Origin of the sequence: Candidatus Desulfosporosinus nitrosoreducens (genome assembly GCF_030954495.1) — a bacterium.
Taxonomy (GTDB): Bacteria; Bacillota; Desulfitobacteriia; order Desulfitobacteriales; family Desulfitobacteriaceae; genus Desulfosporosinus; species Desulfosporosinus nitrosoreducens.
In genome coordinates this window covers 229,052-255,106 of the sequence record NZ_JAVHUW010000082.1, presented here as the reverse complement: position 1 = coordinate 255,106, position 26,055 = coordinate 229,052, and the positions used below count along the sequence as shown (strand labels likewise).

28 protein-coding genes and 2 pseudogenes are annotated in these 26,055 nt (G+C 43.1%); 24 read left to right on the top strand and 6 right to left on the bottom strand.

Translation table 11 applies throughout. The features are described from left to right. Positions 1 to 63 precede the first annotated feature (63 nt). Positions 64 to 297 (top strand): hypothetical protein, encoded by a 234-nt coding sequence (locus REC12_RS23980; protein ID WP_308898554.1) that lies wholly within the window; start codon positions 64 to 66, stop codon positions 295 to 297. A gap of 101 nt (positions 298 to 398) precedes the next feature. Here REC12_RS23980 and REC12_RS23975 read toward each other — a convergent pair whose 3' ends face one another. Then, a complete protein-coding gene (locus REC12_RS23975; RefSeq protein ID WP_308898552.1) occupies positions 399 to 1,550 on the bottom strand; it encodes a DUF4317 domain-containing protein in 1,152 nt (383 codons plus the stop codon). Between the two features lie 182 nt (positions 1,551 to 1,732). Here REC12_RS23975 and REC12_RS23970 point away from each other — a divergent pair, with 182 nt between their 5' ends. Next, positions 1,733 to 2,095 carry a hypothetical protein gene (locus tag REC12_RS23970; RefSeq protein ID WP_308898551.1) on the top strand — a complete coding sequence of 121 codons (363 nt, stop codon included), beginning with the start codon at positions 1,733 to 1,735 and terminating at the stop codon, positions 2,093 to 2,095. Between the two features lie 137 nt (positions 2,096 to 2,232). Here REC12_RS23970 and REC12_RS23965 read toward each other — a convergent pair whose 3' ends face one another. Genes REC12_RS23965 through REC12_RS23955 form a run of 3 tightly spaced genes read right to left on the bottom strand, consistent with a single transcriptional unit; the run spans position 2,233 to position 3,427 of the window. Further along, positions 2,233 to 2,439: a helix-turn-helix domain-containing protein gene (locus REC12_RS23965; protein WP_308898550.1), complete on the bottom strand. Its 207-nt coding sequence runs from the start codon at positions 2,437 to 2,439 to the stop codon at positions 2,233 to 2,235. 10 nt (positions 2,440 to 2,449) lie between these two features. Next, entirely contained in the window at positions 2,450 to 2,932 is a 483-nt protein-coding gene (locus REC12_RS23960; protein WP_308898549.1) for a DUF2975 domain-containing protein, read from the bottom strand. A 30-nt stretch (positions 2,933 to 2,962) separates the two neighbouring features. Further along, a complete protein-coding gene (locus REC12_RS23955; RefSeq protein ID WP_308898548.1) occupies positions 2,963 to 3,427 on the bottom strand; it encodes a DUF2975 domain-containing protein in 465 nt (154 codons plus the stop codon). 332 nt (positions 3,428 to 3,759) lie between these two features. Between REC12_RS23955 and REC12_RS23950 the strand changes: the two genes are divergently transcribed. The 3 genes from REC12_RS23950 to REC12_RS23940 all read left to right on the top strand — a co-directional run bounded on the left by REC12_RS23950 (position 3,760) and on the right by REC12_RS23940 (position 5,693). Next, on the top strand, positions 3,760 to 4,017 hold the full coding sequence (locus tag REC12_RS23950) for a DUF2442 domain-containing protein (RefSeq protein ID WP_308898547.1): 258 nt from the start codon (positions 3,760 to 3,762) through the stop codon (positions 4,015 to 4,017). 563 nt (positions 4,018 to 4,580) lie between these two features. After that, positions 4,581 to 4,952, top strand: coding sequence for a VOC family protein (locus tag REC12_RS23945; RefSeq protein ID WP_308898546.1), 372 nt, complete (start codon positions 4,581 to 4,583; stop codon positions 4,950 to 4,952). Between the two features lie 378 nt (positions 4,953 to 5,330). Then, on the top strand, positions 5,331 to 5,693 hold the full coding sequence (locus REC12_RS23940; RefSeq protein ID WP_308898543.1) for a hypothetical protein: 363 nt from the start codon (positions 5,331 to 5,333) through the stop codon (positions 5,691 to 5,693). A gap of 102 nt (positions 5,694 to 5,795) precedes the next feature. Here the strand turns inward: REC12_RS23940 and REC12_RS23935 are convergent, their stop codons facing one another. Both REC12_RS23935 and REC12_RS23930 read right to left on the bottom strand, forming a co-directional pair. After that, positions 5,796 to 6,641, bottom strand: coding sequence for a sialate O-acetylesterase (locus REC12_RS23935; RefSeq protein ID WP_308898542.1), 846 nt, complete (start codon positions 6,639 to 6,641; stop codon positions 5,796 to 5,798). Between the two features lie 699 nt (positions 6,642 to 7,340). Then, positions 7,341 to 8,597, bottom strand: a complete 1,257-nt coding sequence (locus REC12_RS23930) for an IS110 family RNA-guided transposase (RefSeq protein WP_308898540.1) — start codon at positions 8,595 to 8,597, stop codon at positions 7,341 to 7,343. A gap of 304 nt (positions 8,598 to 8,901) precedes the next feature. On the opposite strand from REC12_RS23930, the gene vanZ-A reads away from it, so the two are divergent. From vanZ-A to REC12_RS23835, 19 genes and pseudogenes are all read left to right on the top strand, one after another. Beyond that, entirely contained in the window at positions 8,902 to 9,405 is a 504-nt protein-coding gene (vanZ-A, locus tag REC12_RS23925; protein WP_308898538.1) for a glycopeptide resistance protein VanZ-A, read from the top strand. A gap of 103 nt (positions 9,406 to 9,508) precedes the next feature. Further along, positions 9,509 to 10,207: a VanR-ABDEGLN family response regulator transcription factor gene (vanR, locus tag REC12_RS23920; protein ID WP_308898536.1), complete on the top strand. Its 699-nt coding sequence runs from the start codon at positions 9,509 to 9,511 to the stop codon at positions 10,205 to 10,207. Continuing rightward, positions 10,185 to 11,327: a vancomycin resistance histidine kinase VanS gene (gene vanS / locus REC12_RS23915; protein ID WP_374214248.1), complete on the top strand. Its 1,143-nt coding sequence runs from the start codon at positions 10,185 to 10,187 to the stop codon at positions 11,325 to 11,327. The genes vanR and vanS overlap by 23 nt, the downstream gene beginning before the upstream one ends. A gap of 25 nt (positions 11,328 to 11,352) precedes the next feature. After that, complete coding sequence (locus REC12_RS23910) at positions 11,353 to 12,378, top strand: D-alanyl-D-alanine carboxypeptidase family protein (RefSeq protein WP_308898532.1); 1,026 nt, start codon at positions 11,353 to 11,355, stop codon at positions 12,376 to 12,378. A 195-nt stretch (positions 12,379 to 12,573) separates the two neighbouring features. Continuing rightward, a complete protein-coding gene (locus tag REC12_RS23905; RefSeq protein ID WP_308898530.1) occupies positions 12,574 to 13,200 on the top strand; it encodes a hypothetical protein in 627 nt (208 codons plus the stop codon). 201 nt (positions 13,201 to 13,401) lie between these two features. Beyond that, the gene (locus REC12_RS23900; protein ID WP_308898529.1) at positions 13,402 to 13,914 is read left to right on the top strand and encodes a GNAT family N-acetyltransferase; all 513 of its coding nucleotides are present in this window, start codon (positions 13,402 to 13,404) and stop codon (positions 13,912 to 13,914) included. A gap of 502 nt (positions 13,915 to 14,416) precedes the next feature. Continuing rightward, a complete protein-coding gene (locus tag REC12_RS23895; protein ID WP_308898527.1) occupies positions 14,417 to 14,905 on the top strand; it encodes a GNAT family N-acetyltransferase in 489 nt (162 codons plus the stop codon). A gap of 187 nt (positions 14,906 to 15,092) precedes the next feature. Further along, entirely contained in the window at positions 15,093 to 15,572 is a 480-nt protein-coding gene (locus REC12_RS23890; protein WP_308898658.1) for a GNAT family N-acetyltransferase, read from the top strand. Between the two features lie 204 nt (positions 15,573 to 15,776). After that, a complete protein-coding gene (locus tag REC12_RS23885; RefSeq protein WP_308898526.1) occupies positions 15,777 to 16,574 on the top strand; it encodes a CPBP family intramembrane glutamic endopeptidase in 798 nt (265 codons plus the stop codon). 240 nt (positions 16,575 to 16,814) lie between these two features. Further along, complete coding sequence (locus REC12_RS23880) at positions 16,815 to 17,060, top strand: DUF1653 domain-containing protein (RefSeq protein ID WP_308898524.1); 246 nt, start codon at positions 16,815 to 16,817, stop codon at positions 17,058 to 17,060. Beyond that, positions 17,060 to 17,737, top strand: a complete 678-nt coding sequence (locus REC12_RS23875) for an alpha/beta hydrolase-fold protein (protein WP_308898523.1) — start codon at positions 17,060 to 17,062, stop codon at positions 17,735 to 17,737. The genes REC12_RS23880 and REC12_RS23875 overlap by 1 nt, the downstream gene beginning before the upstream one ends. 313 nt (positions 17,738 to 18,050) lie before the next feature. Then, positions 18,051 to 18,377, top strand: a complete 327-nt coding sequence (locus REC12_RS23870) for an AbrB/MazE/SpoVT family DNA-binding domain-containing protein (protein ID WP_308898522.1) — start codon at positions 18,051 to 18,053, stop codon at positions 18,375 to 18,377. A gap of 748 nt (positions 18,378 to 19,125) precedes the next feature. Then, complete coding sequence (locus REC12_RS23865) at positions 19,126 to 20,448, top strand: acetyl-CoA hydrolase/transferase family protein (protein ID WP_308898520.1); 1,323 nt, start codon at positions 19,126 to 19,128, stop codon at positions 20,446 to 20,448. Positions 20,449 to 21,073: 625 nt separating this feature from the next. Then, positions 21,074 to 21,853, top strand: coding sequence for an enoyl-CoA hydratase/isomerase family protein (locus tag REC12_RS23860; RefSeq protein ID WP_308898518.1), 780 nt, complete (start codon positions 21,074 to 21,076; stop codon positions 21,851 to 21,853). Positions 21,854 to 21,937: 84 nt separating this feature from the next. Next, a pseudogene (locus REC12_RS23855) lies at positions 21,938 to 22,132 on the top strand (3-hydroxyacyl-CoA dehydrogenase family protein); the annotation flags it as partial. Positions 22,133 to 22,159: 27 nt separating this feature from the next. Beyond that, positions 22,160 to 23,335 (top strand): thiolase family protein, encoded by a 1,176-nt coding sequence (locus REC12_RS23850; protein WP_308898656.1) that lies wholly within the window; start codon positions 22,160 to 22,162, stop codon positions 23,333 to 23,335. A 20-nt stretch (positions 23,336 to 23,355) separates the two neighbouring features. Then, positions 23,356 to 23,553 (top strand): annotated as a pseudogene (locus tag REC12_RS23845) (3-hydroxyacyl-CoA dehydrogenase NAD-binding domain-containing protein); the annotation flags it as partial. 104 nt (positions 23,554 to 23,657) lie between these two features. Beyond that, entirely contained in the window at positions 23,658 to 24,815 is a 1,158-nt protein-coding gene (locus tag REC12_RS23840) for an acyl-CoA dehydrogenase family protein (RefSeq protein ID WP_308898516.1), read from the top strand. Between the two features lie 16 nt (positions 24,816 to 24,831). After that, a complete protein-coding gene (locus REC12_RS23835; protein ID WP_308898514.1) occupies positions 24,832 to 26,022 on the top strand; it encodes a thiolase family protein in 1,191 nt (396 codons plus the stop codon). The last annotated feature ends 33 nt before the right edge of the window (positions 26,023 to 26,055 follow it).

Sequence of the window (26,055 nt, the reverse complement as noted above, 5' to 3'; positions counted from 1 at the left end):
ACATAATAGTTTCCGCCAAGGATCATTGGGGAGATGGGATGAAAGCATTTTTGGGAGGTTATCATGAAAAATATGTTTAGGATTGCTTCATTTGTATGTTTAATCTTTTCTATATCAATTACCGTTGTTTGGGCAGTACAAACACGCATTGCCTACCAGGATTACATAAAGCATCCTGAATATTCAGCACCATTTTGGGCTTATCGGCTACCGGAATTCATTGCTTACAGCATATCACTAATAGTAGGATTAGTTTTAACCGCAGTGTTTAAAAGGATTAGTTCAAGGAAGTACTAGGTTCTCACATGTTTTAACAAGGGATTCACCGTGGATGGAGCCAAATCTAAAGCTTCGGTCTATTTTGGAAACTGTCCGCTCTTTAAGGGCTAGGGTATTTTTTAAAATTCTTCCGTACTTAATTCAAATCCTTCAAGAATTGCAGGATCGTCAATTTCAATGAGCAGGTACTGCCGCCCATTCTTCTTGACTTGCTTAATCCGTTTCAGCTCCTCATGACGAATCCTGATTTGTGCCACGTCGCTTTTGATTTCAATCACCTTACTGCTCGGCAGCAGGTTGGTGGCCTTAAATTCATAATTTGCCTTATCGGTATTTTCTAAAAATGCACTTTCCAGTTTACGTGTATCTTCAATTCCGCTTTTGACAAGAATTCGTTCGAGAGCTTTGACACCAAGGGTAGGGATCTCACCGTCTTCATTTGCTTCAACGATGCATTCATTTATCTGTTCATAAACATTGGCAATGACTTCAGGTTCAACTTTATCCCCGGCGACGTTCTTGAAAATCGTTAAAAATCGTTCTTTATCATCTTGGGCTGTTGGGATCATTTCACAATTCAGAACATGGTGAATGAAGGCTTCGCTCGGTTGATTATCTTTTTTGGTATAATAAATGACCTTATTGCTATCGGTATACCCGTCACTCAGGGAAGGGAAGACAAACCCCTCTTCAGGTGATAAGGCATTGATATAGACATTCATCGGAATATCAACTCTAAAGTTTTTCTCCTCAAAATCAAACATTAACGCCCGTTTGGGTATAGTCACCAAGCTGACGGTAACCATCATAAATTCAAAAGCATTCACCACGTCATTTTTGGCCACATCGTCCTGGCCTGTTTCATTTTGAGCAGGAAGCCAAAATTCCCCGCGTGTTAATGAAATCATATAATCCGCTTCGTAGGCCTCACCATTAGCTATTATTTTTTGCACAATGTGCCCAATCTGTTCTTTAAAATCCGAGTGGAGGGCCTCAAAAAGCACTTTTTGCTCTGGATTTTCCCCGAGTTTGTTGTCCGCAAAACTCAGTTCAAAAATCTTACTGTCCAGATGACCCGTAATGAGTTTTTTAAACCCTTTCAGGTAAAACTCCTGTTTTAATTCGTCCATTTGCTCGAAGTATTCAGTCTCTACTCCGAGAATTTGCGCGCTATCTTTTTTGATGTAAACGCTGCAAATTTCCTTTAATTTAAGTCCGTCATTGTCTGCCCTAAATTCTTTTCTAAGCTTGGCGAGATCATTTTTATCCATTCGTTATCCCCTTAGTTTTATAATAAGTTTCTCAACGTCTTAGATATTAACATATTTGGACAGGAGAATAAAAGAGCAATCGTTTGGAAGGAACTGCCGGGATTGCCGCGAATGGATAATGTATATAGGATATGGAGGATATTTCAGACCATGGAGGCTCAGCTTCCGGAAGGGATAGTAGAATGTCGAAGAAATATATTATGTTAAAACCTGAAGAAGAGGCTGCAGCGAAAGCGGAATCAACCCTCAAGGAGATGATTTGCTTTGGGGAAAATTCCAAGAACTACCGCTTTCCGGATGTGGAGGTCAATGAGGAAAATCAAAATAAATTGCAAAAGCTGGTAGATGAATACAGCGCCCTGATTGGGCAGGAAGAGAACAAGGAACTGGATCTGAAGACATTTTTTGCCGGGAAACAAATCAACATTGAACATTTAGATGAATTTGAGGAGCCACGGGATGTATTTATTCTGCTGGTCTATTTCAAAGAGGTCTGCAAGCTTAAGGATTTTGAGCCTGTAGCCGTTATTGAGACATTTGCCTAAACCTGATTAGCATTAAAAACAGAGGTTTGAGTATTCAGACATACTCAAACCTCCGGCGTAATGAGCCTGCAAATAGGTTTCATGTTTGGCACTTTTCAGAGGACTTTGCATAATAAGGAAAATCCTGGCGCTCTAATTTAGTTGCTTTTATACTCCAAAATATCACCTGGCTGACAATCCAAAGTCTTACATATAGCTTCTAATGTTGAAAAACGAACTGCTTTTGCTTTCCCATTTTTCAGAATGGAAAGATTCGCCATAGTAATTCCAACCCTCTCCGAAAGTTCTGTTACGCTCATTTTTCTTTTTGCCAACATCACATCAATATTGATGATAATCGCCATGATATTCACCTCAGATCGTTAAATCATTTTCTGATTTTATATTAATAGCTTCTTGTAAAAGTCTTTGGAGAACAGCAGCAAAGACGGCAATCACCATAGAGGCGAAAATAATGACTAATCCGATTGGTATGATACTTGGAGGGTCAACTCTTGCCGCTATGAGATAGTAGAGTGGCATACCCAGCAGGTACAAGGTGCTGATCGTGATGGCACAGTATTTTATGTTCTTTAAAGCCTTTACCGATAATTCCGAGAAGGCTTGGTTCTTATCAATATAGCTCAAAAGTTTAAAAGCTTGATATAGAGCAAAGTAAAAAGGGATCGCTGCCGCGTACATATCGATTAAAACGAGAGATTTCATATAAGCAATATCTGGATACAATTCTCCGGCAAAATTCCCGATCTTAGGCACCAAAAATAGGCACAAGGCAAGAACTGGGATTCCTATAAGTATAACAGCTAGCTTTAAAAAAAGGGTCGTAATTTGTTTCATAAAAAACACCTCGTTAATCATTTTTTGCTTTTAATTCAAGGACGTTTTTAATGGCTTTTGCAGTGCGTCCACAATAGCTATGATGATACTTGTTGCTAAAATACCCATTAGACTTAATGATATAGGACCTGCCGAATCATCTCCTGTGATTTTAGCAATTACCTTTAAGGTCACTATCCCTGACACGATGAAGAAAATGGTTGTTAAACCACATTTCTTTATAACCTTCAAAGATTTAAGTGCTAACTCGGAGAAAGCATTGTTTCTTTCGATATAGGTTAATAGTTTAAATGCTTGATACAATGTAACAGAAAACGCAATACAGCATCCATACGCATATACCAATAAGGGATAAAGCGAGTAGACCCCTGGATGTGCTTTTGGTTCTCTAATGGTTATCAAAGGTAACCAAAAGAAACACAAAGCAAGCACCGCAATTCCAGTCAGAAAAATAATTACTTTTAAGAAAGTGGTTGAACCTTGTTTAACATTCATTTAAAGCACCTCACTGATTCATTGACCTTGATTGATAAAATGATTTTAACACAGGATTTATCGATTATCAATAAATTTATATCGTTTTAACTGCGCTGTGATTGTTGGCTTTATATGCTTCAGGATTTGACAAAAATAAAAGGCATTTCTCGTTACAAAGAAATGCTCTTACTCTAGATCTTAAATTTACAACTATAAATCTTCTGATTGGTGAGACAATAAAATACGCCAAACGGCGGATATTCAACCTGAGAACTACTCTATATGATGAGCTATATAGAGTAGTTTTTGCTTCAAATACTATCTATGATAAAAGAAAGGAAAGGGTTTTCATGAGCAAGATTATCAAAGTAATACCACAGGATGATTATACATTGCGAATAGAATTTGAACACGGCCATAAAATCCTGTTCAATATGCAAAGATTGATAAAGACGTTTCCTTACCTTGCGTTAAATGATCTTGAGTGTTTCCGAAAGGTGGTGATTGAGGATAAGGCGCTCTACTGGCCGAACACGGGCGACCGGGAGCATACCATCCTGCCGGCCAGGCTTACCGTGGACAACATTCTGTTTACGATTCGGGATTAAACACAAGGATCACTGATACTCATAATCCCGGGGGAAATTGTCTGGGTAAACTGATATGGGAGGAATGGAGAGTGAAAAGGCAGGCCGGGCGGTTTGCTGATCTATTGCTTTTCTTCTAAATTCTGGCATCTCAGTTTCGATGCCAACTATCGCTACACCGGTTTACGCCGGGACTACCACCGTGAGCGGCAAGGCGGCAGCAGCGGGGGGCTCGCGTGGTGCTCAGTGTCAACGGCACGGCACAGCACAGACTGCGATGACAGCGGATGCAGCGTAATTTGCTTGAGACCTTATTTAAATGAAACGTGGGAAGACAATAATAATAGGAAACGCTTGTTAAATATTATACGACCTACAAAAAATGAAGAAAAAATTATGGGAATGAGTCCACATTTTATGATCGTATCAAAAAAATGATTGAACAGAGCAGAGACCAGTGATTATAATAAGGACAAGAAGAAAATTCCATAGTAGTTTTGAACTGCCAGTTATTTATCTGACATAACATACAAACGTCATACGGCGATTAAATTTGCAAAATATGATCTGACGGAGGTACAACTATGAGACTTACCCACAGTTGCATTATTACAAATGAGGTGAAAAAACTAAGCGAATTTTACGAAAAGGTGTTGCAAATCAAAGCTGAAACTTCTGGAGATGAATATGCGGAATTCCCAACTGATTGTGGTATTCTTTCCATATTTAGTTTTAGCTTACAAGAAAGTCTTGCAAAAGGATCGTCCCTACCTGGTTCAAACAGAAATCTCATTCTTGAATTTAATGTGGCTAATGTCGATGATGAATATATGCGCCTGGAAAAATTAGGGGTAGAGTTTGTAAAACCACTTACTACGCAACCGTGGGGAAATCGTTCATTCTATTTCCAAGATCCCGATGGGAACATGCTTAATTTCTATACGAAAGTTAAATAGGCATTATATGCAATAGTTTAAAGTATGAGCATAAACTATGCGTTTTGCCTTATGCGAAGGACAAGATGAAAGCCGCCACCCTATTAACAGGGTAGCGGCCTTCATCTTTCCGTCTGTTGGGTGTCTCCATTATTTGAGGGGTGAAATGCGATAGACTAATACTGTTTCCTGGTTATTGGATTTTAACCATACCCTAAGTTTGTTTTGGCCTTGAAATCTGTCAATACTGGCAGACCTATTGGGGCAGTTTAGGCCGGCAGAATACACTGGGAGAAATTAAATAAAAATAAGGAAGGAACTGCCGGGATTGCCGCGAATGTATATCGGATACCGGATATTTCAGATCATGGAGGCTCAGCTTCCGGAAAGGATAGTAGGATGTCGAAGAAATATATTATGTTAAAACCTGAAGAAGAGAGTGCGGCGGAAGCTGAATCAAGCATCAGAGAGATGATTTGCTTTGGGGAAAATTCCAAAAATTACCGCTTTCCGGATATGGAGGTCAATGCCGAAAATCAAGAGAGACTGCAGAAGCTGGTAGATGAATACAGCGCCCTGATTGGGCAGGAAGAGAACAAGGGCCTGGATTTGAAGGCATTTTTTGCCGGGAAACAAATCAACATTGAACATGTGGATGAATTTGAGGAGCCACGGGATCTATTTATTCTGCTGGTCTATTTCAAAGAGGTCTGCAAGCTTAGGGATTTTGAGCCGGTAGCTGTTATTGAGACATTTGCTTAGTCCTGAGGGAACTCTTCCAGACCTTCACTGACATGGACAAAAGGGATGATCATTAATAGAAGCTAAAACGGCAAGTAACTATGAGATTGAAGAAATGCCTTGTCAGTCACCGATTTGTGACATCTTCTGTTTATATTCCTCAAAAGAAATCCTGCCACCAAAAAAGAGTACGTTTATCATCTGTGCTTTTTCAGTCTTGGTATATGGTCTATCGCTATCTATCTCAATAGCCTTGTCTTCATTTCTAAGAGGTGTGAGAATATGACATTTTTGGTCATAGGCTTCATAGTAGCGCAGACCAAAAATCCTTTGGGATACAGCGTTTAAATGAATACCGTCCGGATTACAAGTCAATCCCTCGGCTGTGACATAATAACAGTTGTTATGACTGTAGGCAAACCTTTTAAGTTCTTCGTTGACTTGGTTGTATTCATTAAAATACTCTCCCATGATGCCGCCGCTGAGATAGTCACCAAGACCGCCAATGATAAGAGGAATTTCCTGAACATTAAGTACTTGGCGCAGTCTTTCAATAATTAGAAAAAACTTATCGTGATAGACACGATATTTTCCTGAATGAGACTCAGCTTCTCCTTGGTGCCAAATGATTCCGTCCAATGTGCTGATGCGTTGGGCAAGTTTTGTCTGTGCTATTGCATTGGCAAAGAGTGCATCGTCCACTGACCAATCATCAAGACTGCTGCCTCCTTCGGCGCAGGGAATAAGACCTATTTCATCCTGCTTGTTTTTCTTACACCATGCAGCGGCAAAAGATGCCGCAAGACCAACACCGGCAATTGAGCGGTCATAATTTATGGGTTCCTCCATAAATTGAAAAAGACCATTTCGGAGCATCTTTATGCGTTCATTATAAATAGGCGGAACATCATTTAAAAAACCTCGGCCAGCCATATTTGACTGTCCAATCATTAAAAAAGAATGAATCATTTGAAGTAAGCTCCTTTATATTGTATTTCTTAGCTGATTCTGAACGTAACAACCTTCATATTATATCAAATAATCAAGGGAGATATTTTGTATTGGCATACTCTGCCATTTAGCGTTTATCTTTCGGACTGTCCAAACTCCAAACGAGGCGGTCAAATTCGTTAACGATCAAGATAATATTTCTGAAATATACTCCCTTGCCAAGAGGATGCTGGCTTCTTCGGTCGTCATTTTTGCATCCTCAAGACAGGTTGAAATTAATTCGAAGCGCCTTGATTCCTTCACGGTTTAGGAAAATCCTTAAAAAATAAGGACTTCATAAGGAAAACTTAAGAAATTCATAAGTACTTATTTAAAGAAAGCCTATCCTATTTCGGTAGAATGAAGTTATCGAATCGGATAGACTTTCGCAATTTCAGAAAGGGGACCTTTCTCCTACCAAAGGAAACCAGATTTTACTTCCGCATCAATTTGAAATGTAAGACAAAAAGTAAAGGAGATTAGATATAATATAAGAAAGTTTTAACAAGAATTATCTCAGGAATACTTTATATCCATGACAAAATGCAATGAATCAAGTGGCTGAAACTCAAAAAAAGAATCAGAGGAAATAGCTTGAAAAATAACTCAACGTAGCTTAAAAATGGCCGTACTAAAACAAAGGCCCTATCGTCCTTTGAAAATTTAACAGCAAATTGCCTAAGCTACACTAATATCGGAAGCTTTTATTACGCCATTGGAAATAAGAAGTTTTACAGCTTGTTTAATAGCTTTCTCCTTCTGTTTTTCCAGCATTTCTTGTGGCATATCAATTTTGTACAAATCACTTGGATTCCAAACTTCACCAGTAACAAACATGTTGTAAATTGCTGTGAGTATCATCCTTGCGGTAGCAATAATGGCTCTTTTTTTGCCCCTCCTTTTGCAAAGACGTTCGTACTTGACTTTGTAGTAAGGAGACTTATCCGATTTCACGGCTGCATGGGCAACTTGCACCAATGCAGGTTTGAGGTAGACGCCGGCACGTGTAATTCGGACTGATTTCTTCTTACCAGCAGATTCGTTGTTGCCCGGGGTTAGACCCGCCCAGCAACATAAACGTTTGGAATTGGCAAACTGAGACATATCCGTTCCAATCTCGGAGATGATGGTGATAGCAGAGGTTCTTTCAACTCCGGGAATGGTACGGAGGAGAGTGATAGCGCTTTCATAAGGCGCAACCATCTTGTCCAGCTTTTCATCCAGCATGGCAATAGATTGTTGGACAAATTCCAAATGGGAGCGAACCATTAGGATACGTTCCTTTTGTTCCTGGGTCATCTGATACCCTTCAATGGATTCAATCACGGTATCTGCTTTTTTCTTCATGGATTTGTGAAGAAGGGATGAACAGTGTACGGGGTCAAAGGAATCAGACGAAACCAAATAGTCCGTGATGGAAGAGGCAGATTTGCCAAACATGTCGGAAACGACAGCATCAAGGGCTACATTACAAACAGTGAAAGCATTTTGGAAACGGTTCTTCTCACTGCTTTTGCAACTAACAAGTTTGAAACGGTATCGGGTGTATTCACGGAGAATACGAATTGGTTTTTTGGGAATATAACTTCCGGGTACCAACCCCAAACGGAAGAGATCTCCGATCCACTTGGAATCTTTGGTATCATCCTTGTTTCCCTTTACAGCCTTCACCCATTTGGGATTAGCGACAGTGATCCGAATGGTATCTTCCAAAAGATTGAAAACAGGTATGTAGTACTTCCCCGTAGATTCCATGCATACATCGAAGCAGTTGTTATCGATTAGCCACTGCTTGAAATCAAGAATGGAATTGTTAAACGTAGAAAACCGTTTTTTGGAATAATGGGGGGTTATCCCTTGGGAAGTAATAAGTGTGGCGACGAGAAAAGTTTTATGTACATCGACGCCACAGCAAATAGGGTAAACAACTTTCATGACACAGCCCTCCTTTCATAGTAGAGGAGGAAGACATTGACTGAATCACCACACATTTAACGAGAAGCTAAAACAATGATTAGCTTGCGGTCTTATAGAACCACTTATTTGTGCTTGTAAGATGATTCTTACACTGGTTTATATACTGATTTAAGCTGAGAAGAGCAGTCTACGACTCACCCCTCCGTGCTTTGTAGTGTATCTTCTCCTCACACTAATTATTGCCAAGTGGTGAATCGAAAACCACGAACCATTTTTCATTACTATTTGTGCCGCCAGCGACAGCGGCGGAATGGAGGTTTATATGAGAAAAATATTATCTAGGGGATTGCTAGCCTTATATTTAGTGATACTAATCTGGTTAGTATTATTCAAATTACAATACAATATCTTGTCAGTCTTTAATTATCATCATAGAAGTCTTAACTTGAATCCATTTGCTTTTCCCTTAAATTTAAATGGAAGAATTAATTTCGGAGAGATGATAGATAATGTTATAATTTTTATTCCTTTCGGCTTGCTTTTGCATGTCAATTTCAAGAACGTTGGACTTTTATCTAAGTTTTCTTTAATATTGGTTTTTAGTCTTACTTGTGAATTGACTCAATTTATCTTCGCTATTGGAGCGACAGACATCATAGATGTCATTACAAATACACTTGGAGGCTTTCTGGGACTGGAATTATATAGTTTGAGCAATAAGTATCTTAATAATAAAAAATTAGACAAAGTTATAATTTCTGTTGGTACACTTTTGCTCGTATTATTGCTCTATTACCGTATCCATATACTGAGACTGAGATATTGATTAATAATACCTTAAGTTTGCCTAAGGAATTTATGATGATATAAGTTTTTGTTGGACAGTACTATAATAATGAGTGTTTATCCGGAAAGAAGGGATAGAACTTATGAGCATCAATATTTTAATTGTAGACGATGAGCAGTCTATAGCGGATTTAATTGAAGTTTATTTAAGAAATGAAGGTTTTACAATCTATAAGTTTTATAACGGTCAGGATGCGTTCCGGTGTGTTGAGTCGGAACAGTTAGAGCTTGCGCTACTTGATGTCATGCTGCCGGACATTGACGGCTTTACTCTCTGCCGGAAAATTAGGGAAAAACATAATTTCCCAATTATTATGCTGACAGCTAAGGAAGAAGAAATTGATAAGATTACCGGGCTGACCTTAGGTGCGGACGACTATATCACGAAACCGTTTCGCCCTTTGGAACTCGTTGCCCGTGTCAAGGCGCAGCTCCGGAGATTTACCCAATATAATTCTGCGGAGTCAAACCGGGAAGAACACTTGATTGCCTTTTCCGGCTTGGTATTGGACATGGATACCCATGAATGCACACTGAATGAAAAAAAGCTATCTCTCACTCCTACAGAATTTGCTATTCTTTGGGTTCTTTGTTCCAATCGCGGACGGGTGGTTAGTTCGGAAGAATTGTTCCAGGAGGTATGGGGAGACAAGTATTTCACCAACAGCAATAATACGGTCATGGTCCATATCAGGCATTTAAGGGAAAAAATGCATGACAGTGCGGAACATCCTAAATATATCAAAACGGTATGGGGAGTTGGCTATAAAATTGAAGGGTGAGAGGGGTAAAAGAAGGAATGATTATACAAAATTAAAAGGAAAAGTACTTTTTCAAATGCTCCTGATTACAGTTGCCGCCGCTGCCACTGTTTATCTATTGCGCTATATTCTGCGTGGACGGATTGGAGATCGTATTGTGCGCTTTCTAGTCAAAGCTTTTCATTTTGGAAATTCGGACGCACTGACAATCTATCAGTTGGTGATTCGCAACAATATGGAAACCATCCTTTTTATGGTCATCCTAATATTTTTATTAGTTATCCTTTTTCGATTTTCTGTTGCTTGGTTCACAAAATATTTTGATGAAATCAGTGCGGGAATGGATAAACTTGCTGAGGAATCCGCTGCCGAAATTATATTATCACCGGAATTGGATTTTATGGAAAATAAGCTTAATCAGATAAAAAACAACTTGGAAAAACAAAAAAAAGCCGCCCTTGATGCCGAGCAGCGCAAAAATGATTTGGTCGTTTACTTGGCTCATGATATCAAGACACCTTTGACCTCCGTGATAGGATACTTAAGTCTCCTCGACGAAGCCCCTGATATGCCTCCGGAACAGAAGGCCAAATATGTCGGTATTACCTTGGAAAAAGCTTATCGCTTAGAGCAGCTTATCAATGAGTTTTTTGAGATCACACGATTTAATCTGCAAACGATTGTTTTGAATAAAGAAAAGATCAATTTACAGTTCATGCTCCGGCAGATGGCCGATGAATTCTATCCCCTGCTGGCTCCCCAGGAAAAGCAGGTGTCCGTCAATGTGCCTGATGGACTCACCCTGTGGGGAGATGCCGACAAACTGGCCCGTGTGTTCAATAACATTTTGAAAAATGCAATAGCCTATAGTGATGAAAACAGTGTCATTGAGATTTCTGCCGGGCAGCAGGACCAAACTATGATCATAACCTTTACCAATCAGGGAAAGCCCATCCCCCAGGCCAAGCTGGAAACTATTTTTGAAAAATTTTACCGCTTGGATTCGGCACGTTCCACAAACACCGGTGGAGCAGGGTTAGGTTTGGCAATCGCCCAGGAAATTGTCACGGCTCACGGTGGAACAATTTCTGTACAAAGCAACCCGGAGAATACTGCCTTTACAGTAACGCTTCCGTCATAAGAAAATCTTAAGAAGTTCATTTAGCATGGTACGAAGAGTCAAAAAGAAAAAGTCAGGAATAGGCAGATTTATAGCACTTCTGTTGATGGTCGGAATTGCTGCTTTTGTTTATCAAGCCATCATTATTCCAGGATACCGGCACATCTTTAAAGAAGAATATGATAAAATCACGTCATATGCTTCCTTAAAGAGAGCACCCGGTTCTTCTGAGGGCAGAACAGCATCAGCTCCCTTGTCAAACACAGAACGCGATCCCTCTGCTGCCATCTCCCCCGATAAGCTGAACAGTCCTAATGCGATTCTGATCCGTTTAAAGGATCAAACTATTTTAATGCAAAAAAATAGCGGAGAAAAAATCTATCCCGCTTCTTTGACTAAAATGATGACAGCCCTTGTTGCACTAGAAAATTTACCTGATCTGCAGGAAAAAATCAAACTGACCAATTCTGCGTTTCAGGGGCTGTACGGAGCAGATGCCTCGATGGCCGGTTTTCAACCGGGTGAAGTGGTCAGGGCAAGCGATCTGTTATACGGAGCAATGCTGCCGAGCGGCGCGGAGTGCTGTATTGGACTTGCCGACCAGATTGCGGGATCGGAGCAGAATTTTGTCAAATTAATGAATCAAAAGGCGGCAGATCTGGGCATGAAAAATACCCATTTTGAAAATGCCACCGGACTTCACAATGTAAACCACTACACAACGGTCAAAGATCTGGCTATTCTTCTAAACTATGCTTTGCAGAATGACACTTTCCGGGAGATTTTTACTTCAGCCCGTCATTCCACACCACCTACGAATAAGCACCCCCGCGGGATAACCTTTAACAGTACCATGTTTGAAGAACTCAACAGGCAAAAGATTGTTGGCGGGGAAATCTTAGGAGGGAAAACCGGATATACCGATGAGGCCGGTCTATGTCTGGCAAGCCTCGCCCAAGTAGGCAACCAGGAATACATTTTGATTTCAGCCGGTGCGCAAGGCGATCACAATACGGAACAGTATGATATTACCGATGCCTTAGCTGTATACAACAGTATAGGAAGACGCTGAGGTTTTTACAGAAGTTTGTTAAGGTTGGAATAATTTAATGAGATGAAGCTGGAGGAGGGCTCCCGGCTTTTCTTATTTTTGCTATACAGTAAGAGACAGTAAATGTATAATAAATTCCAAGCAGTAAATTCTGGTAAATATTTATAATTTACCAAAGCCATTAAACCATTGATTTTAAAGAAAGAAGGTAATCTATTGAGAAACATTACGCCTTTGCTGAAAATGCCGTTTCATGTTCCAAGCGATTACTACTGTGAGGATTTAGCGCCGCTGGACGAGCAGATTTGCGCTTTACTGGCCAAGCGCAAAGAGAATTCGAAGAATAATTCCGGCTTCCCGGGACTTGAACGTATTTCTGAGTGGAGCAAAAAGTATAATCTGGACGAGAGGTGGTTGCAGAGAATTTTTGCCTCATTCATGCAAAGTGAGATTCAGGTCAAGCCGCCGGTAGAACCAACGGGCTTTTTGAAATATGTTTCTATTTTAAAAGCAACGCAGCAAGAGGACATTTCTTATGCGGTAACTTACATGAAACAATACAGCAATGCCAGTGTTGTTTACGTCGAGATTGAAATCAATACGCCGGAACCCTATGTCAGGCTGGGACATGCCAGTTTTGGGCTGCTTATCTCTCCGGAATATCACTGTAGGACAAGCGGAGGTAGCGGGTCGGGTAAAGGCTGGCAGCACTCTTTTATAGTTGTGCCGCCGCTGCCGGATGATGTCGCTGAACTCGAATTCCGGCTAAGCATTAAGCCCTTTCCTGAGGATAGGGAGTTTAGGGAAGTAGTTCTTAAAGAAACTACGATTGCAATTAAGTAAATTAAAAACAAGAGGGGAGACGTTATAAGAACTGATTTACTAGCAAAACATAATTTAGCCCCAGCATTCTATATCAAGAAGAACGCTGGGGCCATTGATTATTGTGGCAGGGACTGCAATAATTTCCACAAATTAAGCAGGAAATTCATAGAACTATGCGAAATATAGCTGAAGGAGACGTTTGGATAAGGGGCGGCTTAGATGATTATACGACAAGAACAACCTGCCGATTACGATGAAGTTTACGAACTTGTGAAAAAATCTTTTGCTACCTCAACTAATGAAGGAGAATGGGACTATTTAAACGAGGTGCGAAAAAAAGATACCTTTATTCCAGAGCTTTCATTAGTAGCGGAAAATGATGATAGAACATTGGTAGGGCAGATAGTTTTATATAAAACAAATATCGCGAACTCTGATAATGTTTATACTGAGCTTTTATTGTCTCCAATAAGTGTTCATCCCGATTTTTTTTGTAAAGGAATTGCCCGTACCATGATGCTGAAAGCTTTTGGGATTGCCAAAAATATGGGATTCACCGCTATATTCCTTTGTGGCAATCCGGACTTTTATCATAAGTTTGGGTTTAAGCCGTCTTACGAATATGGGATATTTCATACTGCCGACAAAACAAAAAAAGCTGAATGGTGCATGGCTCTGGAATTGACATCTGGTGCCTTAGCAGATAAAGCCGGAACTATTAACATACAATAATTCTTATATAGACTCCTATGCCGCTTGTGCAGCACCATCAAGGAATGAAAAGGAGTCGCTGGGGTCGGGCAGCTTTTCCTACATCCGTTCACTCAGCATTCCGAGGCTCGCCCACGCGCTTTCGTGGGAGCTTCGCCAAACCTCCAGGTAATACCTGAGGTGAACCGCTGGCTTCGCTTCCCCACGAAAGCTTTGTGGTCTGTACCGCCTCTCCATAAAATTCGTTCACTCCTGTAGGAAAAGCTGCCTTTCGGGTCTACTGATTTTTGAGGATGTTTTTCAGGATAGAACAAACATTATAGGTGCTGGAGATAGGTTGTGGAACCGGTCATTCTCAGTGCTAAGACTACTGTGTAACATGTACCAACTGCCTGCAGCAACTGTCGGAAACCAGTGAAATGTTGTTGCCCCGGATCGAAGCGGAGAAGTACCAGCCGCTGCATAGGAATACGGAACGCTAGGGTAAGAGTCTAAGACTGATTTTATAGTAAGGGAGATAAAAATGATTGAGATAAGACGAGCAGAAAATGAAGACTTTGATCAAATTTGGCTTATTTTGCATGAAGTTTTTTTAAAGGGAAATACATATGCTTTCTCGCCAGATACAACTAGAGAAGAAGCATTCCATCTTTGGATAGAGATGCCTTTAGCGACATATGTTGCAACTGAAAATAGCAATTTAGTAGGCACTTATTTTATAAAACCGAATCAACCCGGTTTAGGTTCGCATGTTTGTAATGCCGGCTATGTTGTTGCATCTAATGCACGTGGAAAAGGCATAGGCAAACTTATGTGTGAACATTCTCTTAAAGAAGCCAGAAAATATGGATTTAAGGCAATGCAGTATAATTTTGTAGTTAGCACTAATCAAGTAGCTATAGAACTATGGAAGAAATGTGGGTTTGATATTGTCGGTACACTTCCTAAAGCTTTCAAGCATATTGAACATGGATTGGTTGACGTTTTTATAATGTATCAGTGGCTTAATTAATATAATTTGATTACCTCATGGTACTGTGAACTTGGCGTTTTACGGTTAGGTGTTTGCTGCTTAAGAGCTTGATTTAGACACATAGTCCCCACCGGAGCGTTGTGGTTTTTTTTGGAGTTTGAGGAAAATTGGATTTAGTGATTGGTCAGTTTGACTGTATTTAAGGAGATGATAGTTAGACGTGAAAATGGAAATTAGACAAGCCAAACCTGCCGAAAGCGCTGTCTTGACTTCATTATCCTTTGCCTCAAAAAGATATTGGAATTATCCGGAAGCATACTTCGCTGTTTGGGAAAAAGAGTTAACGATCGCACCTGAATACATTCATAACAACATTGTTTACGTCGCAGAGATTAAAGGAAATATTTCAGGGTATTTATCAATAGTAGAGGTTAAAGAGGATTTTTGGGCGGGTTCAGTGTTTGTCAGAAAAGGTCTTTGGTTGGAACATATTTTTATACTGCCGGAGTTAATTGGGAAAGGAATTGGCTCTCATCTAATGGCATTTGCCCTGGACATATGTAGAAAGAGGGCTATTGATCGGCTGCTTATTTTTTCTGATCCCAACGCGAAAGGGTTTTATGACAAACTAGGAGCCAGATTTATTGAAGATTCTCCATCAAGCATTGAGGGACGAACGGTTTTATTATACGAATTGGAATTATAAACGGCATTTACATTGCCACCGGAGCAGTTTGACAGGTTGAGCGTTTTAGGGTTCTTAACTGGTAAAATTATGCAAATAATAATGAATGAAAGTGGAATTAATATAAGGGGAAGGTTATCCCGAACTTGACCCTAAGCTGGGTTATGCTAAACAAAATTACTTCTTGACTGGATTCTTCATACTTAACTCTAGGAGAAAATAAAAATGGATAACTTACAGCAAACAATTACCAAAGGGAAATCTCCAGCGGGCAGATCGCTCTTGGTGTTCTTTGGGCTAGTCTTTATCCTTGCCATTCCTTTCTGGGTGATTGGTGGTTTGATAGGTCGACAACTATTACCAGGCCTACCTATAGATGCACTGATGGCAGTTTGTCCAGTGCTGGCCGCATTGATTCTTTCTTACTATGAGAGCGGGTCAGTGGGTGCAAAAATATTGCTCAAGAGAGCTATAGATTACAAACGTATCAGATCGAATCTATGGTATGTTCCGATTCTTCTGTTGATGCCATTTGTTATGGTTTTGTCATTTGGGGTAATGCGCTTAGCAGGAACACCAGTTCCAATTCCTCAGATTTCTATAGTGCAGACCTTGATTTTGTGCATTCTGTTTTTTGTTGGCGCTCTGGGAGAGGAACTGGGCTGGTCAGGCTATGCCATCGATCCGCTGCAACGTCAACTAGGGGGGCTACAAGCCAGTATTGTTTTAGGAGCTATTTGGGCAATCTACCATTTTGTTGCCTTAGTCCATGCGCACCGTTCGATATCGTGGATCGCTTGGTGGTCACTAGGCACCGTGGCACTGCGAGTGATAATGGTCTGGCTTTATAACAAAACCGGTAAGAGCGTCTTTGCTATGGTGCTATTTCATATGACGATTAATGTTACATGGCAGCAGTTTCCTATCAATGGATCGTATTATGATCCACGTGTTACTGGCGTAATCTTGGTCCTGGTGGCCATGACAGTTATCGTCATCTGGAGGCCCCGAACTCTGACTTAATGCACATATGCCGTATTCCCTAATGTTGTTGATGCCTGAAAAAGGCTTATTCAGAATGGCTTCCTGCACCAGGTTATGAACTTGCAAACCAACCTTGTATTGAGCATTTTCTTATAGCGTCACAATTCAAGTTTCACTAATTAAATGTACCAATAGTGGAAACACGGTGCGCTATATCAGTTTAGGCTAATAATCGAAAGTTTCCCAATCCCAATCTGAAACATATCCCAGGAGGTACTTATGGAACCAAGAAAAGCGGTGATCGGCGGCAAGTACTGCCATTTCAAGAATAAAATGTACCAACTGCTGGCAGTTGCCACTCACAGCGAAACTACGGAAAAATTTATTGTTTATCAGGCGCTGTATGACGATTTCAGGGTATATATCCGTCCTTACGACATGTTTATGAGCGAAGTAGACCATGTGAAATATCCTGAAGTCAAGCAAAAATATCGTTTTGAATTGATGAAGGAGCCGGATTGCTGATGAGGAAATTCGAACTGGGGGAAAAATATTGCTGGACAGAGCAGTTGGGATCATCGGACCAGCCGTTACCACTGGTGATTTTGCTGTCGGGTGACGACGGCATGCAGCAGCTGTCGGAAATCAGGGAAATGTTGTTGCCCCGGATCGAAGCGGGGAAGTGCCGGCCGTTTCTTATCACGGGCTTCGGCCCTATCGAATGGAACCGGGACTTTTCACCGTGGTATCTGGAAGACACGGGCGGCCGGATATTTGCCGGGAAAGCCGACGAAACGCTTGGCTTTTTAGAAAACACACTTCTGCCGGCGTTGCGGAGTCTTTTTTCCCTTAACGGGGAAGTGTATCCGGTTGGCTATTCTCTGGGGGGACTGGCGGCTTTATATGGTCACTGTTTGTTAGGTTTTAGGGGGTGCGGCAGTTGTTCCGGGTCGCTGTGGTTTCCGGGATGGCTGGAATTTTTGCAGAAGCACCCGCCTGCCGGCAAAGTCTACCTGAGCTTAGGCGGCAAAGAGGAAAAGACTAAAGATCCTTTGATGTGTGAAGTGGGCATAGCTACTCAGAGGTCCAAAGAGCTGATTGCAAAGTCCGCCAAAGTGACCTATGTAAAAGAGCCTGGCGGGCATTTCCGGGAAATACCTCAGAGAATCGGCAGGGCCATTTTATGGCTGCTGAATCCGTAAAGTCCTAAAGAATTGGCTAATTTCCCATTGGTTTCGGAGCCTTATGGATTTAGCAAATTCCGTTTTAAATCCAGTCTTGTCCATTAATCGAGGAGAAGCAGTTTCTTGAATGCTTACCAATTTGACGCTTCCTTTCTAATGCGAACTATAACATACTTCTTGTTCTTGAGTAGAAAAGCATTTAAAAGTTATAAATATGCAATAACCAATATTTGCATATTTATTGTGTTTTTCTGTTCCACATTGCTACACATCCCCCGCTGAAATTGTTATAATAAACACAGAAAATCAGAAACGACGCAGAGGTGACATTATGCCAAAGGCACAATTTCGCAAATCATTTGGAATCGTTCAGACAAAACGTCGCTCTACTATCACGATAGGCAAAGAGGTTCGTAAATTATTGCACTTGGCTGATGAGGGAGAGGTATTCGAGATAATTGTGGAAGACGGCCGCATCATTCTTGAACCCAAAAAACTAATTCCTGCTGATCAAGCGTGGTATTGGACAGAAGAATGGCAAGCCGCAGAACGGGAAGCTCAAGAGGATATAAAAGCTCGAAGAACAAAGCGATTTGACACGGTTAAAGACCTAATGCAAGATCTTATGGAGGCAGATGCTGCCGATGATAAAGATTGAGCGTACTTCTAAATTCAAACGTGCGTTTAAAAAGCTACCACGTGAAATTCAATTGCTCTTTGGAGACAAAATGGAACAATTTATTGATAATTGGCGCCACCCTTCTCTCCAGGTTAAAAGGGTCCAAGGGACTGACAGAATCTGGGAAGCCAGCCTCAATATGAGTATACGATTTACTTTTGAGTGGCTGGAAGAGAACGGTATCCAGATTTGCCTTCTACATAACATAGGCGATCACGATCATGTCTTGTGTCCCCCGTACTAGTGAATATTGCTTGTAACGCTATTAAATATTCTTTTCCTTAGCCACTGATTTTGATCAATGGCTTTTTTTATTCTCCCAACATCGCAAATCTCTAAGCTATTACCCGGACAACGTGTACCGCAGAACCTTCTTAACCCTGGCTGTGAATTCAAGTCTCCGAAGTTTAGGTTTGCCCTGGAGCTGTTGACAATCCAGGAGCGGGGTTGCTAAGGATAATTTTCGTATAATATGTATACATAAATGTATAAAAAATTAACACTATTTTGATTAATCACCGGCAGATTTAAAATTTAATGCTTGTCAAAGCAGTCAACAGAACGAGTTGAGGGAATATTATATAAATTCGACCAATTTCTCTGGTATAGATTTTGCATATTAACTGCCCAAAGAGGCTAGGTGTTTTCGACGGGCTAACTATTTAGGCTAACTATATTAACTGTATGAACTCTGGTCAGCTCAGAAGGTAATAGGGAGGAAATGAAGATGTCTCGATGGGCAGCAGAATACCAAAGTAAACTTGTTTCAGCCGAGAAGGCAGTGAGTGTTGTTAAAGACGGGGATTGGATTCAATATTCGTTTGCGGCAAACACAGTGCCGGTTCTCGATGCGGCTTTTGCTAAACGTATCCATGATCTTCATGATATTGTAATCGTTAACGGAATTTCAACCCGCCCGCATGCGGTGTATAAAGCAGATCCCAGCGGTGAGCATAGCATCTGGAAATCTACTCATATGACGGGGCTTGACCGCCTGTATGCCAAAACACGAACTGTGCAATATGCGCCTTTGAGATACTCGGAAGCTCTGCGCTACGTGCGGGAGAATTGTCCGCCCAACATTCTTATGATTCAAGTGGCTCCGATGGATAAACATGGATTTTTTAACATGGGGCCTACAATTACCCATTTCCGTGCCGCGGCCGATGTCGCCGATATTATAATCGTCGAAGTCAACGAGGATATGCCGTATGCTCATGGGGGATATGGCAATAATATTCATATTTCGGAAGTAACCTACATCGTGGAAGGCGGGCACACAGGGATGCCGCAGATTCCCGAAGAGGAAACGACAGACGTTTACCAAAAGATTGCTGAATTTATCCTTGAAGAGCTCAGGGATGGAGATTGTCTGCAGCTGGGAATTGGCGGGATGCCTAATGCTCTGGGAAAAATGATTGCCCAGTCCGACCTGAAAGATTTAGGAATTCATACGGAGATGTTGTGTGACAGCATGGTCGATATGGTCGAAATGGGAAGAGTTACAGGGAGAAAAAAGCAGATCGACCCGGGCCGGATTGTATACACATTCGCTGTCGGTTCACAAAAACTCTATGATTTCATTGACAATAATCCCATGTGTGCAGGTTACCCGGCTGACTACACCAATGACAGGTCCATTGCCAGCCGAAATAACAACATGGTCTCCATTAATAATGTGATTGAAATGGACCTGACTGGACAAGTCTGTTCAGAATCGAAAGGTACCCGCATGATCAGCGGCGCGGGCGGGCAATTGGATTTCGTTGATAATGCCTATAATTCCAAGGGGGGAAGAAGTTATCTTTGTCTGTCTTCAACCTATACCGACTCGAATGGAAAAGTTCATTCCCGCATCAAGCCGGTCCTGACCTTGGGTGCCGTGGTCACAGTACCTCGCCCTTTAGTGCATTATGTTGCTACGGAATATGGAATGGTTAATCTTAAAGGGCAGCCGATGTGGAAAAGAGCTGAGAAATTAATCAGCATTGCTCATCCGGATTTTAGAGATGAATTAATTCAAGAAGCTAAAGACTTAAATATTTTATAAGATGATCTTAAATATACAGCGAGAAGGCTATTGTCAGAGGATGACATAGCCTTCTTTTCCTTCATGGCGGCTTGAGTTAGCCCAAACTCATTTTCTTTCCCAACAAGGCGTATACTTTTTAAACACTTTTCAGCCCATTTTAACCTGCAGCGAAAGTTTAGCTGTCTGTGCAACTCGAAGAAAGGGTAAAGACCCCCCTGTAAGCAAAAGCCGCCGCTTCATTGTTGGGAGTGAAACGTGTTTTTATCCGCTGACTAAGCCGCTCTAAGACTCCTGCTGCGGCAAGCGGTGAGTTAAGAGCGGCGAAGTCCCTGGCTAAGGGCGACTAAGATTCAAATGGAGTTAAAACTCCACCTGAATCAAGTCCTCTTTATCCGGATTTTGGCGAGGTTCTTGCAAGTGTTAAGCATCAGCTTGACGTTTGCGCAAGATATGCCAGGAGTTTCCGCAGTCTGTTTGCAGAAAAACTAGCCGAGAGGACAGAGGTATACCTGAAAGTGTTCGAGTAGATGGGAAAGGAAATTTTTACCCAATTTGAGCTGGGGTTCCCGGGGAAAGTGGTAAGGAACCCTCATGAAGCTGTTGACACAGTAAGCGAAATGGAGAATGTAAGGAGGTAATGGAGTTGGCATACGAAACAATCATTGTGGCAATCGAAGAAGGGATTGCCACGATCACCCTTAATCGTCCGGAAGTGTTAAATGCCCTGAACAGTCAGGTGTTCGAAGAATTGGCAGATGCGGCCGCTAAGTTAGGTGCCGATGACTCAGTCAGGGCTGTGATCATTACAGGCGGGGACAAAGTATTTGCCGCGGGGGCAGACATCAAAGGCATGGCCTCATTAAGCGCTGTCGATGTTGCCGCGAGTGCCAGACCTTCCATGAAGGCTTTCAATCTGCTGGAGAATATGCGCAAGCCGGTCATTGCGGCAGTTTGCGGTTATGCTCTCGGCGGGGGATGTGAGTTAACCTTGGCCGCCGATGTGCGCATTGCCGCCGCTAATGCTCAATTCGGTCTGCCGGAAATTAAATTAGGCATCTTGCCCGGCGGGGGAGGAACTCAACGCCTGCCCCGTCTCATTGGCGCCGGTAAGGCCAAAGAATTGATCTTCAGCGGCGACTTTATCAGTGCCGAGGAAGCGCTGAGGATTGGCCTTGTGAATAAAGTGGTGCCTGCCGAACAGTTATTGCCCGAAGCTCAAAAAATGGCCAGAAAATTTGCTTCAAGAGGAGCGGTTGCCTTAGGACTTGCCAAGACCTGTATCAATGAAGGGTTGAGGATGGATTTAGAGCTGGGTTTGCAGTATGAGCATAAATGCTTTAGCTTGCTGTTTGCGACAGAGGATCAAAAAGAAGGTATGCAAGCCTTTATTGAGAAACGCAAACCAACCTTCCGTGGAAAATAATCCCCTTGCTCTTTTCGCTGAAGTGAGCAACAACCTGGGAAGGAACCATGTGTATCACCGAACCCGGCGGCGGTTCTGATGCAGGACGCCCTGGGACAACCGATGGGACCTTTCCGTCTCATGGATCTGACAGGTATTGACCTTTCCTACTATTCGGCAAGGGAACGTTATCAAAACAGCCGTGATCCCAAAGACAAGCTGTCACCATTGGTTGTCGAGAAATTCACTAAGGGAGAATGGGGCAGGAAGACCGGAAAAGGCTACTATACTTACGAGTAAACTAGGTGAAATTAGGAGGTCACAATGATGCTTAAGGAAGCTGTTATTGTTGCGGCAGTGAGAACTCCGATAGGTCGCGCCGGCGGTGCTCTCGGCAAGGTTCCCCCGGAAAACTACGGAGCGGACGTTATCAAAGAAGTGCTTAAACGAATAGACCTGGACCCCGGAGAGATAAGCGATGTCATTTTCGGCAATTGCCTGAATGCCGGCGGCAATATGGCGCGGTTATGTGCCCTCAAGGCCGGTTTGCCTATGGAAATCCCGGGGCTTACCGTTGACCGCCAGTGCGGCTCCGGCCTTAATGCCGTCAATTTAGCGGCACAGGCTGTCATGGCCGGGATGGGCGACATTTATGTTGCCGGAGGCACGGAAAGCTGCTCGCTGAAACCGTATGTTATGGAGCATATGGAATTTTTCAGCAAAACCGGTCCGAAGTTTCGGGCAGGCTTTCAATTGTCACCCGCTGAAATTGGCAATCCGCCCATGGGAATTACTGCCGAGAACTTAGCTGAAAAATATGGCATCAGCCGCCGGGAACAGGATGAGTTCTCTCTGCTCAGCCAGCAAAAAATGGGCAAAGCTATGGCGGCAGGTTTGTATAAGAGTCAGATTGTCCCCCTGACTGTTCCCCTGGGGAAAGGTAAAACGCTTGTTTTGGACAGTGACGAACACCCCCGTCCCCAAACAACGCTGGAAGGATTAAGCAAACTGCCGCCTGCCTTTAAAGCCGGCGGAACCGTAACGGCGGGAAACAGTTCCGGTTTAAATGATGCCGCAGCCGCAGTGCTTGTCATGTCAGCGGATAAAGCCAAGGCGCTGGGTCTGAAAGCTATGGCCAAAATCCGCACCTTCGCTGTTGCCGGTGTAGACCCCAATATCATGGGAATCGGACCGGTACCCGCTACAAGAAAAGCCTTGGCTCAAGCCGGCCTTACTTTAGACGATATGGATCTCATCGAAATAAACGAAGCTTTTGCCGCCCAGGTTTTAGCCGTGGACCGGGATCTGCATTTTAATATGGAAAAGGTGAATGTTAACGGCGGGGCGATTGCTCACGGTCATCCAATAGCGGCTACCGGAGCGATTCTGACCACCAAGTTAGTGTATGAGATGAGTCGGAGAGAGGTCCGCTTCGGTTTGATCACAGCCTGTATTGGCGGCGGGCAAGGTATCGCTACTATCTTGGAAAGAGTATCGCATTGAAACTGCTGGGAGGGATTGTGATGGAAAAAGGCGGCATTGCTAATATTTGCATTGTCGGGGCAGGGAATATGGGGCACCAGATTGCCTTATCCGCAGCTTTAGCCGGTTTTAAAGTGAAATGCACGGATGTAGACAAAGACGTTTTACAAAAGGCCGAGCAATTTGCAGCGGCCTATCTGCCGGAAAGAGTTGCTAAAAGAATGGGGACGAAAAACCGGAAAAGGATTTTACGAATACCCTGAAAAATAAGCGCACAGCCTTGAGGGGCAGGCCGGAATTTCTTTCACAGGTTGTCTGAAAAATCATGGTAGGAGGAACTGCAATGGAAGCAAGCCAAATAACGGCGGAAGAACTTAATATTATAAGACAAACCGTGCGCAGCTTTATCGCCAAGGAGGTTGAACCTCTTGCTCAACAAATGGAGGAGGAGGACGCCGTGCCCCGGAATTTGCTTGACAAGGCTGCGGAAATCGGTTTGTTTGGGCTAAGTACGCCTCAAGAGTACGACGGGCTGGGTGCGGGAATGGTCGGCAAAGTCATGATTTATGAGGAATTAGGCCGGGGACCGAATTGCTTTACTTCAATTATCGGCTGCCACAACGGTATTGGGAGTGTCGGTATTGTTGAGTGCGGCAATCAAGAGCAGAAGAAACGTTATCTGCCTAAAATAGCTGCCGGACAATTGATCGGGGCCTTTGCCCTTACTGAAGCATCGGCCGGTTCCGATCCCGCCAGCCTGAAGACGACAGCCGTTCTCAAAGGGGAGCGCTATATCCTGAACGGAACCAAGCAATTTATTACAAACGGTGATATTGCCGATATTTTCACGGTCATGGCGGTAACGGACAAGAGCAAAGGAAGCAAAGGAATTACCTCCTTTCTCGTAGAGCGTGGCTTTAAAGGATTTTCAGTCGGCAAATATGAGAAAAAAATGGGCTTGCACGGCTCTCAAACTGCGGAACTTATCTTTGAGGACTGCGAGGTACCTGTGGAAAACGTTTTAGGCGAGCTAGGGCAGGGGTATGTCAACGCCTTGAGAATCCTGGCCAACGGCCGGGCGGGACTGGCCGCCCGCAATCTCGGGTCCTGCGAGAAGCTCCTGGAAATCAGTGCTAAATATGCTTTACAGAGGGTGCAATTTGGCAAGCCAATTTTTGAAAACCAGATCATCCAGCATTATTTAGCAAACATGTCCATAGACATTGAAGCTTTGCGCAGTTTGACCTATGATGTTGCCCGGAAAATTGACGCGGGGAAAAAGGTCATCAAAGAAGCGGCCATTGTCAAAACATTTGGTTCGGAGGCTTATGGCCGGGTCGCGGATTTAGCAGTTCAGATCCACGGCGGTATGGGATACATGCGGGAGTGTGAAGTAGAACGTTATTACCGTGATGCCCGAATCGCCCGGATTTATGAAGGGACTTCGGAAATTCAGCGTAATATTATTGCCGCCCAGTTAAGAAAAGAATACGCGCTATAAGCAAGGAGGGAGAATCGTGAACGAAGCGGTTATCGTTGCCGGAGTTCGTACAGCCATCGGCAGGGTTGGCGGGACTCTGAAGGATGTTGAGGCGGACTATCTGGCCGCTCAAGTCATCAAGGAGGCCATTGCCCGCAGCGGAATTCCGGACACGTCTATTGATGAAGTGATTTTTGGCCATACCAAGCAAAGCGGGGATAATCCCAATTTAGCCCGGCTCGCTTGGCTGAGGGCCAATATGTCCGAGGCGGTACCGGCTTATACGGTGCACCGTCAATGCGGCTCTGCCCTGACGGCCGTCAATGACGCTGTCCAGTCCATTTGGGCAGGAACCCAGGAAATCGTCATGGCCGGCGGAGCGGAAAGCATGAGCACTGCGCCCTATTATCTGCGGCACGCGCGTTATGGCTTTCGTATGGGCAATGCGGAGATTTTGGATTCCAATACGGAAAGCCAGCCACGTTGTCAGCCCCAAGAGCGTTATGGATATTTGAACATGGGATTAACAGCCGAGAATCTAGCGGAAAAATACAAGATCAGCCGTCAGGAGCAGGATGAATTTGCCTTGATCAGCCAGGAACGGGCCTTGCGTGCCCTTAAAGAAGGGCTGTTCAAAGCAGAAATCGTTCCTTATGAAGTTAAAGGAAAAAGGGAAAGCGTGATTTTTGCCGCGGACGAACATCCCAGGGAAACCAGCCTGGCTCAGCTGGCCAAATTGCCTGCTGTCTTCAAGGAAGGCGGTACAGTCACGGCGGGGAATTCCAGCGGACGGAACGACGCTGCCGCCGTTTTAATTCTGACCACAGCGGCAAAGGCGAAAGAATATGGTCTGAAGCCTCTGGTTCGGGTGCTCGGTATTGGAGCCAAAGGCGTGCCGCCGCAAATTATGGGCATTGGACCAGTGCCCGCATCTGCGGCTGCTCTGCGGATGGCAGGCCTCACTTTAGAGCAGATTGATTTAATTGAACTGAATGAAGCCTTTGCGGCCCAGTCCCTGGCCGTAATCAAAGAACTGGGTTTGGACATTGCCCGGACGAATGTCAACGGCGGTGCGATTGCTTTGGGACATCCTTTAGGCGCCACAGGGGCTATCATCTTGATCAAATTAATCAATGAGTTAAAACGCACCGGAAAGCGTTATGGTTTAGCGACCATGTGTATAGGGGGAGGTCAAGGGATTTCTACAATTGTTGAGAACCTTAACTAAGGCAGCAAGGATCAGGGATTAATGAGGGAGCTT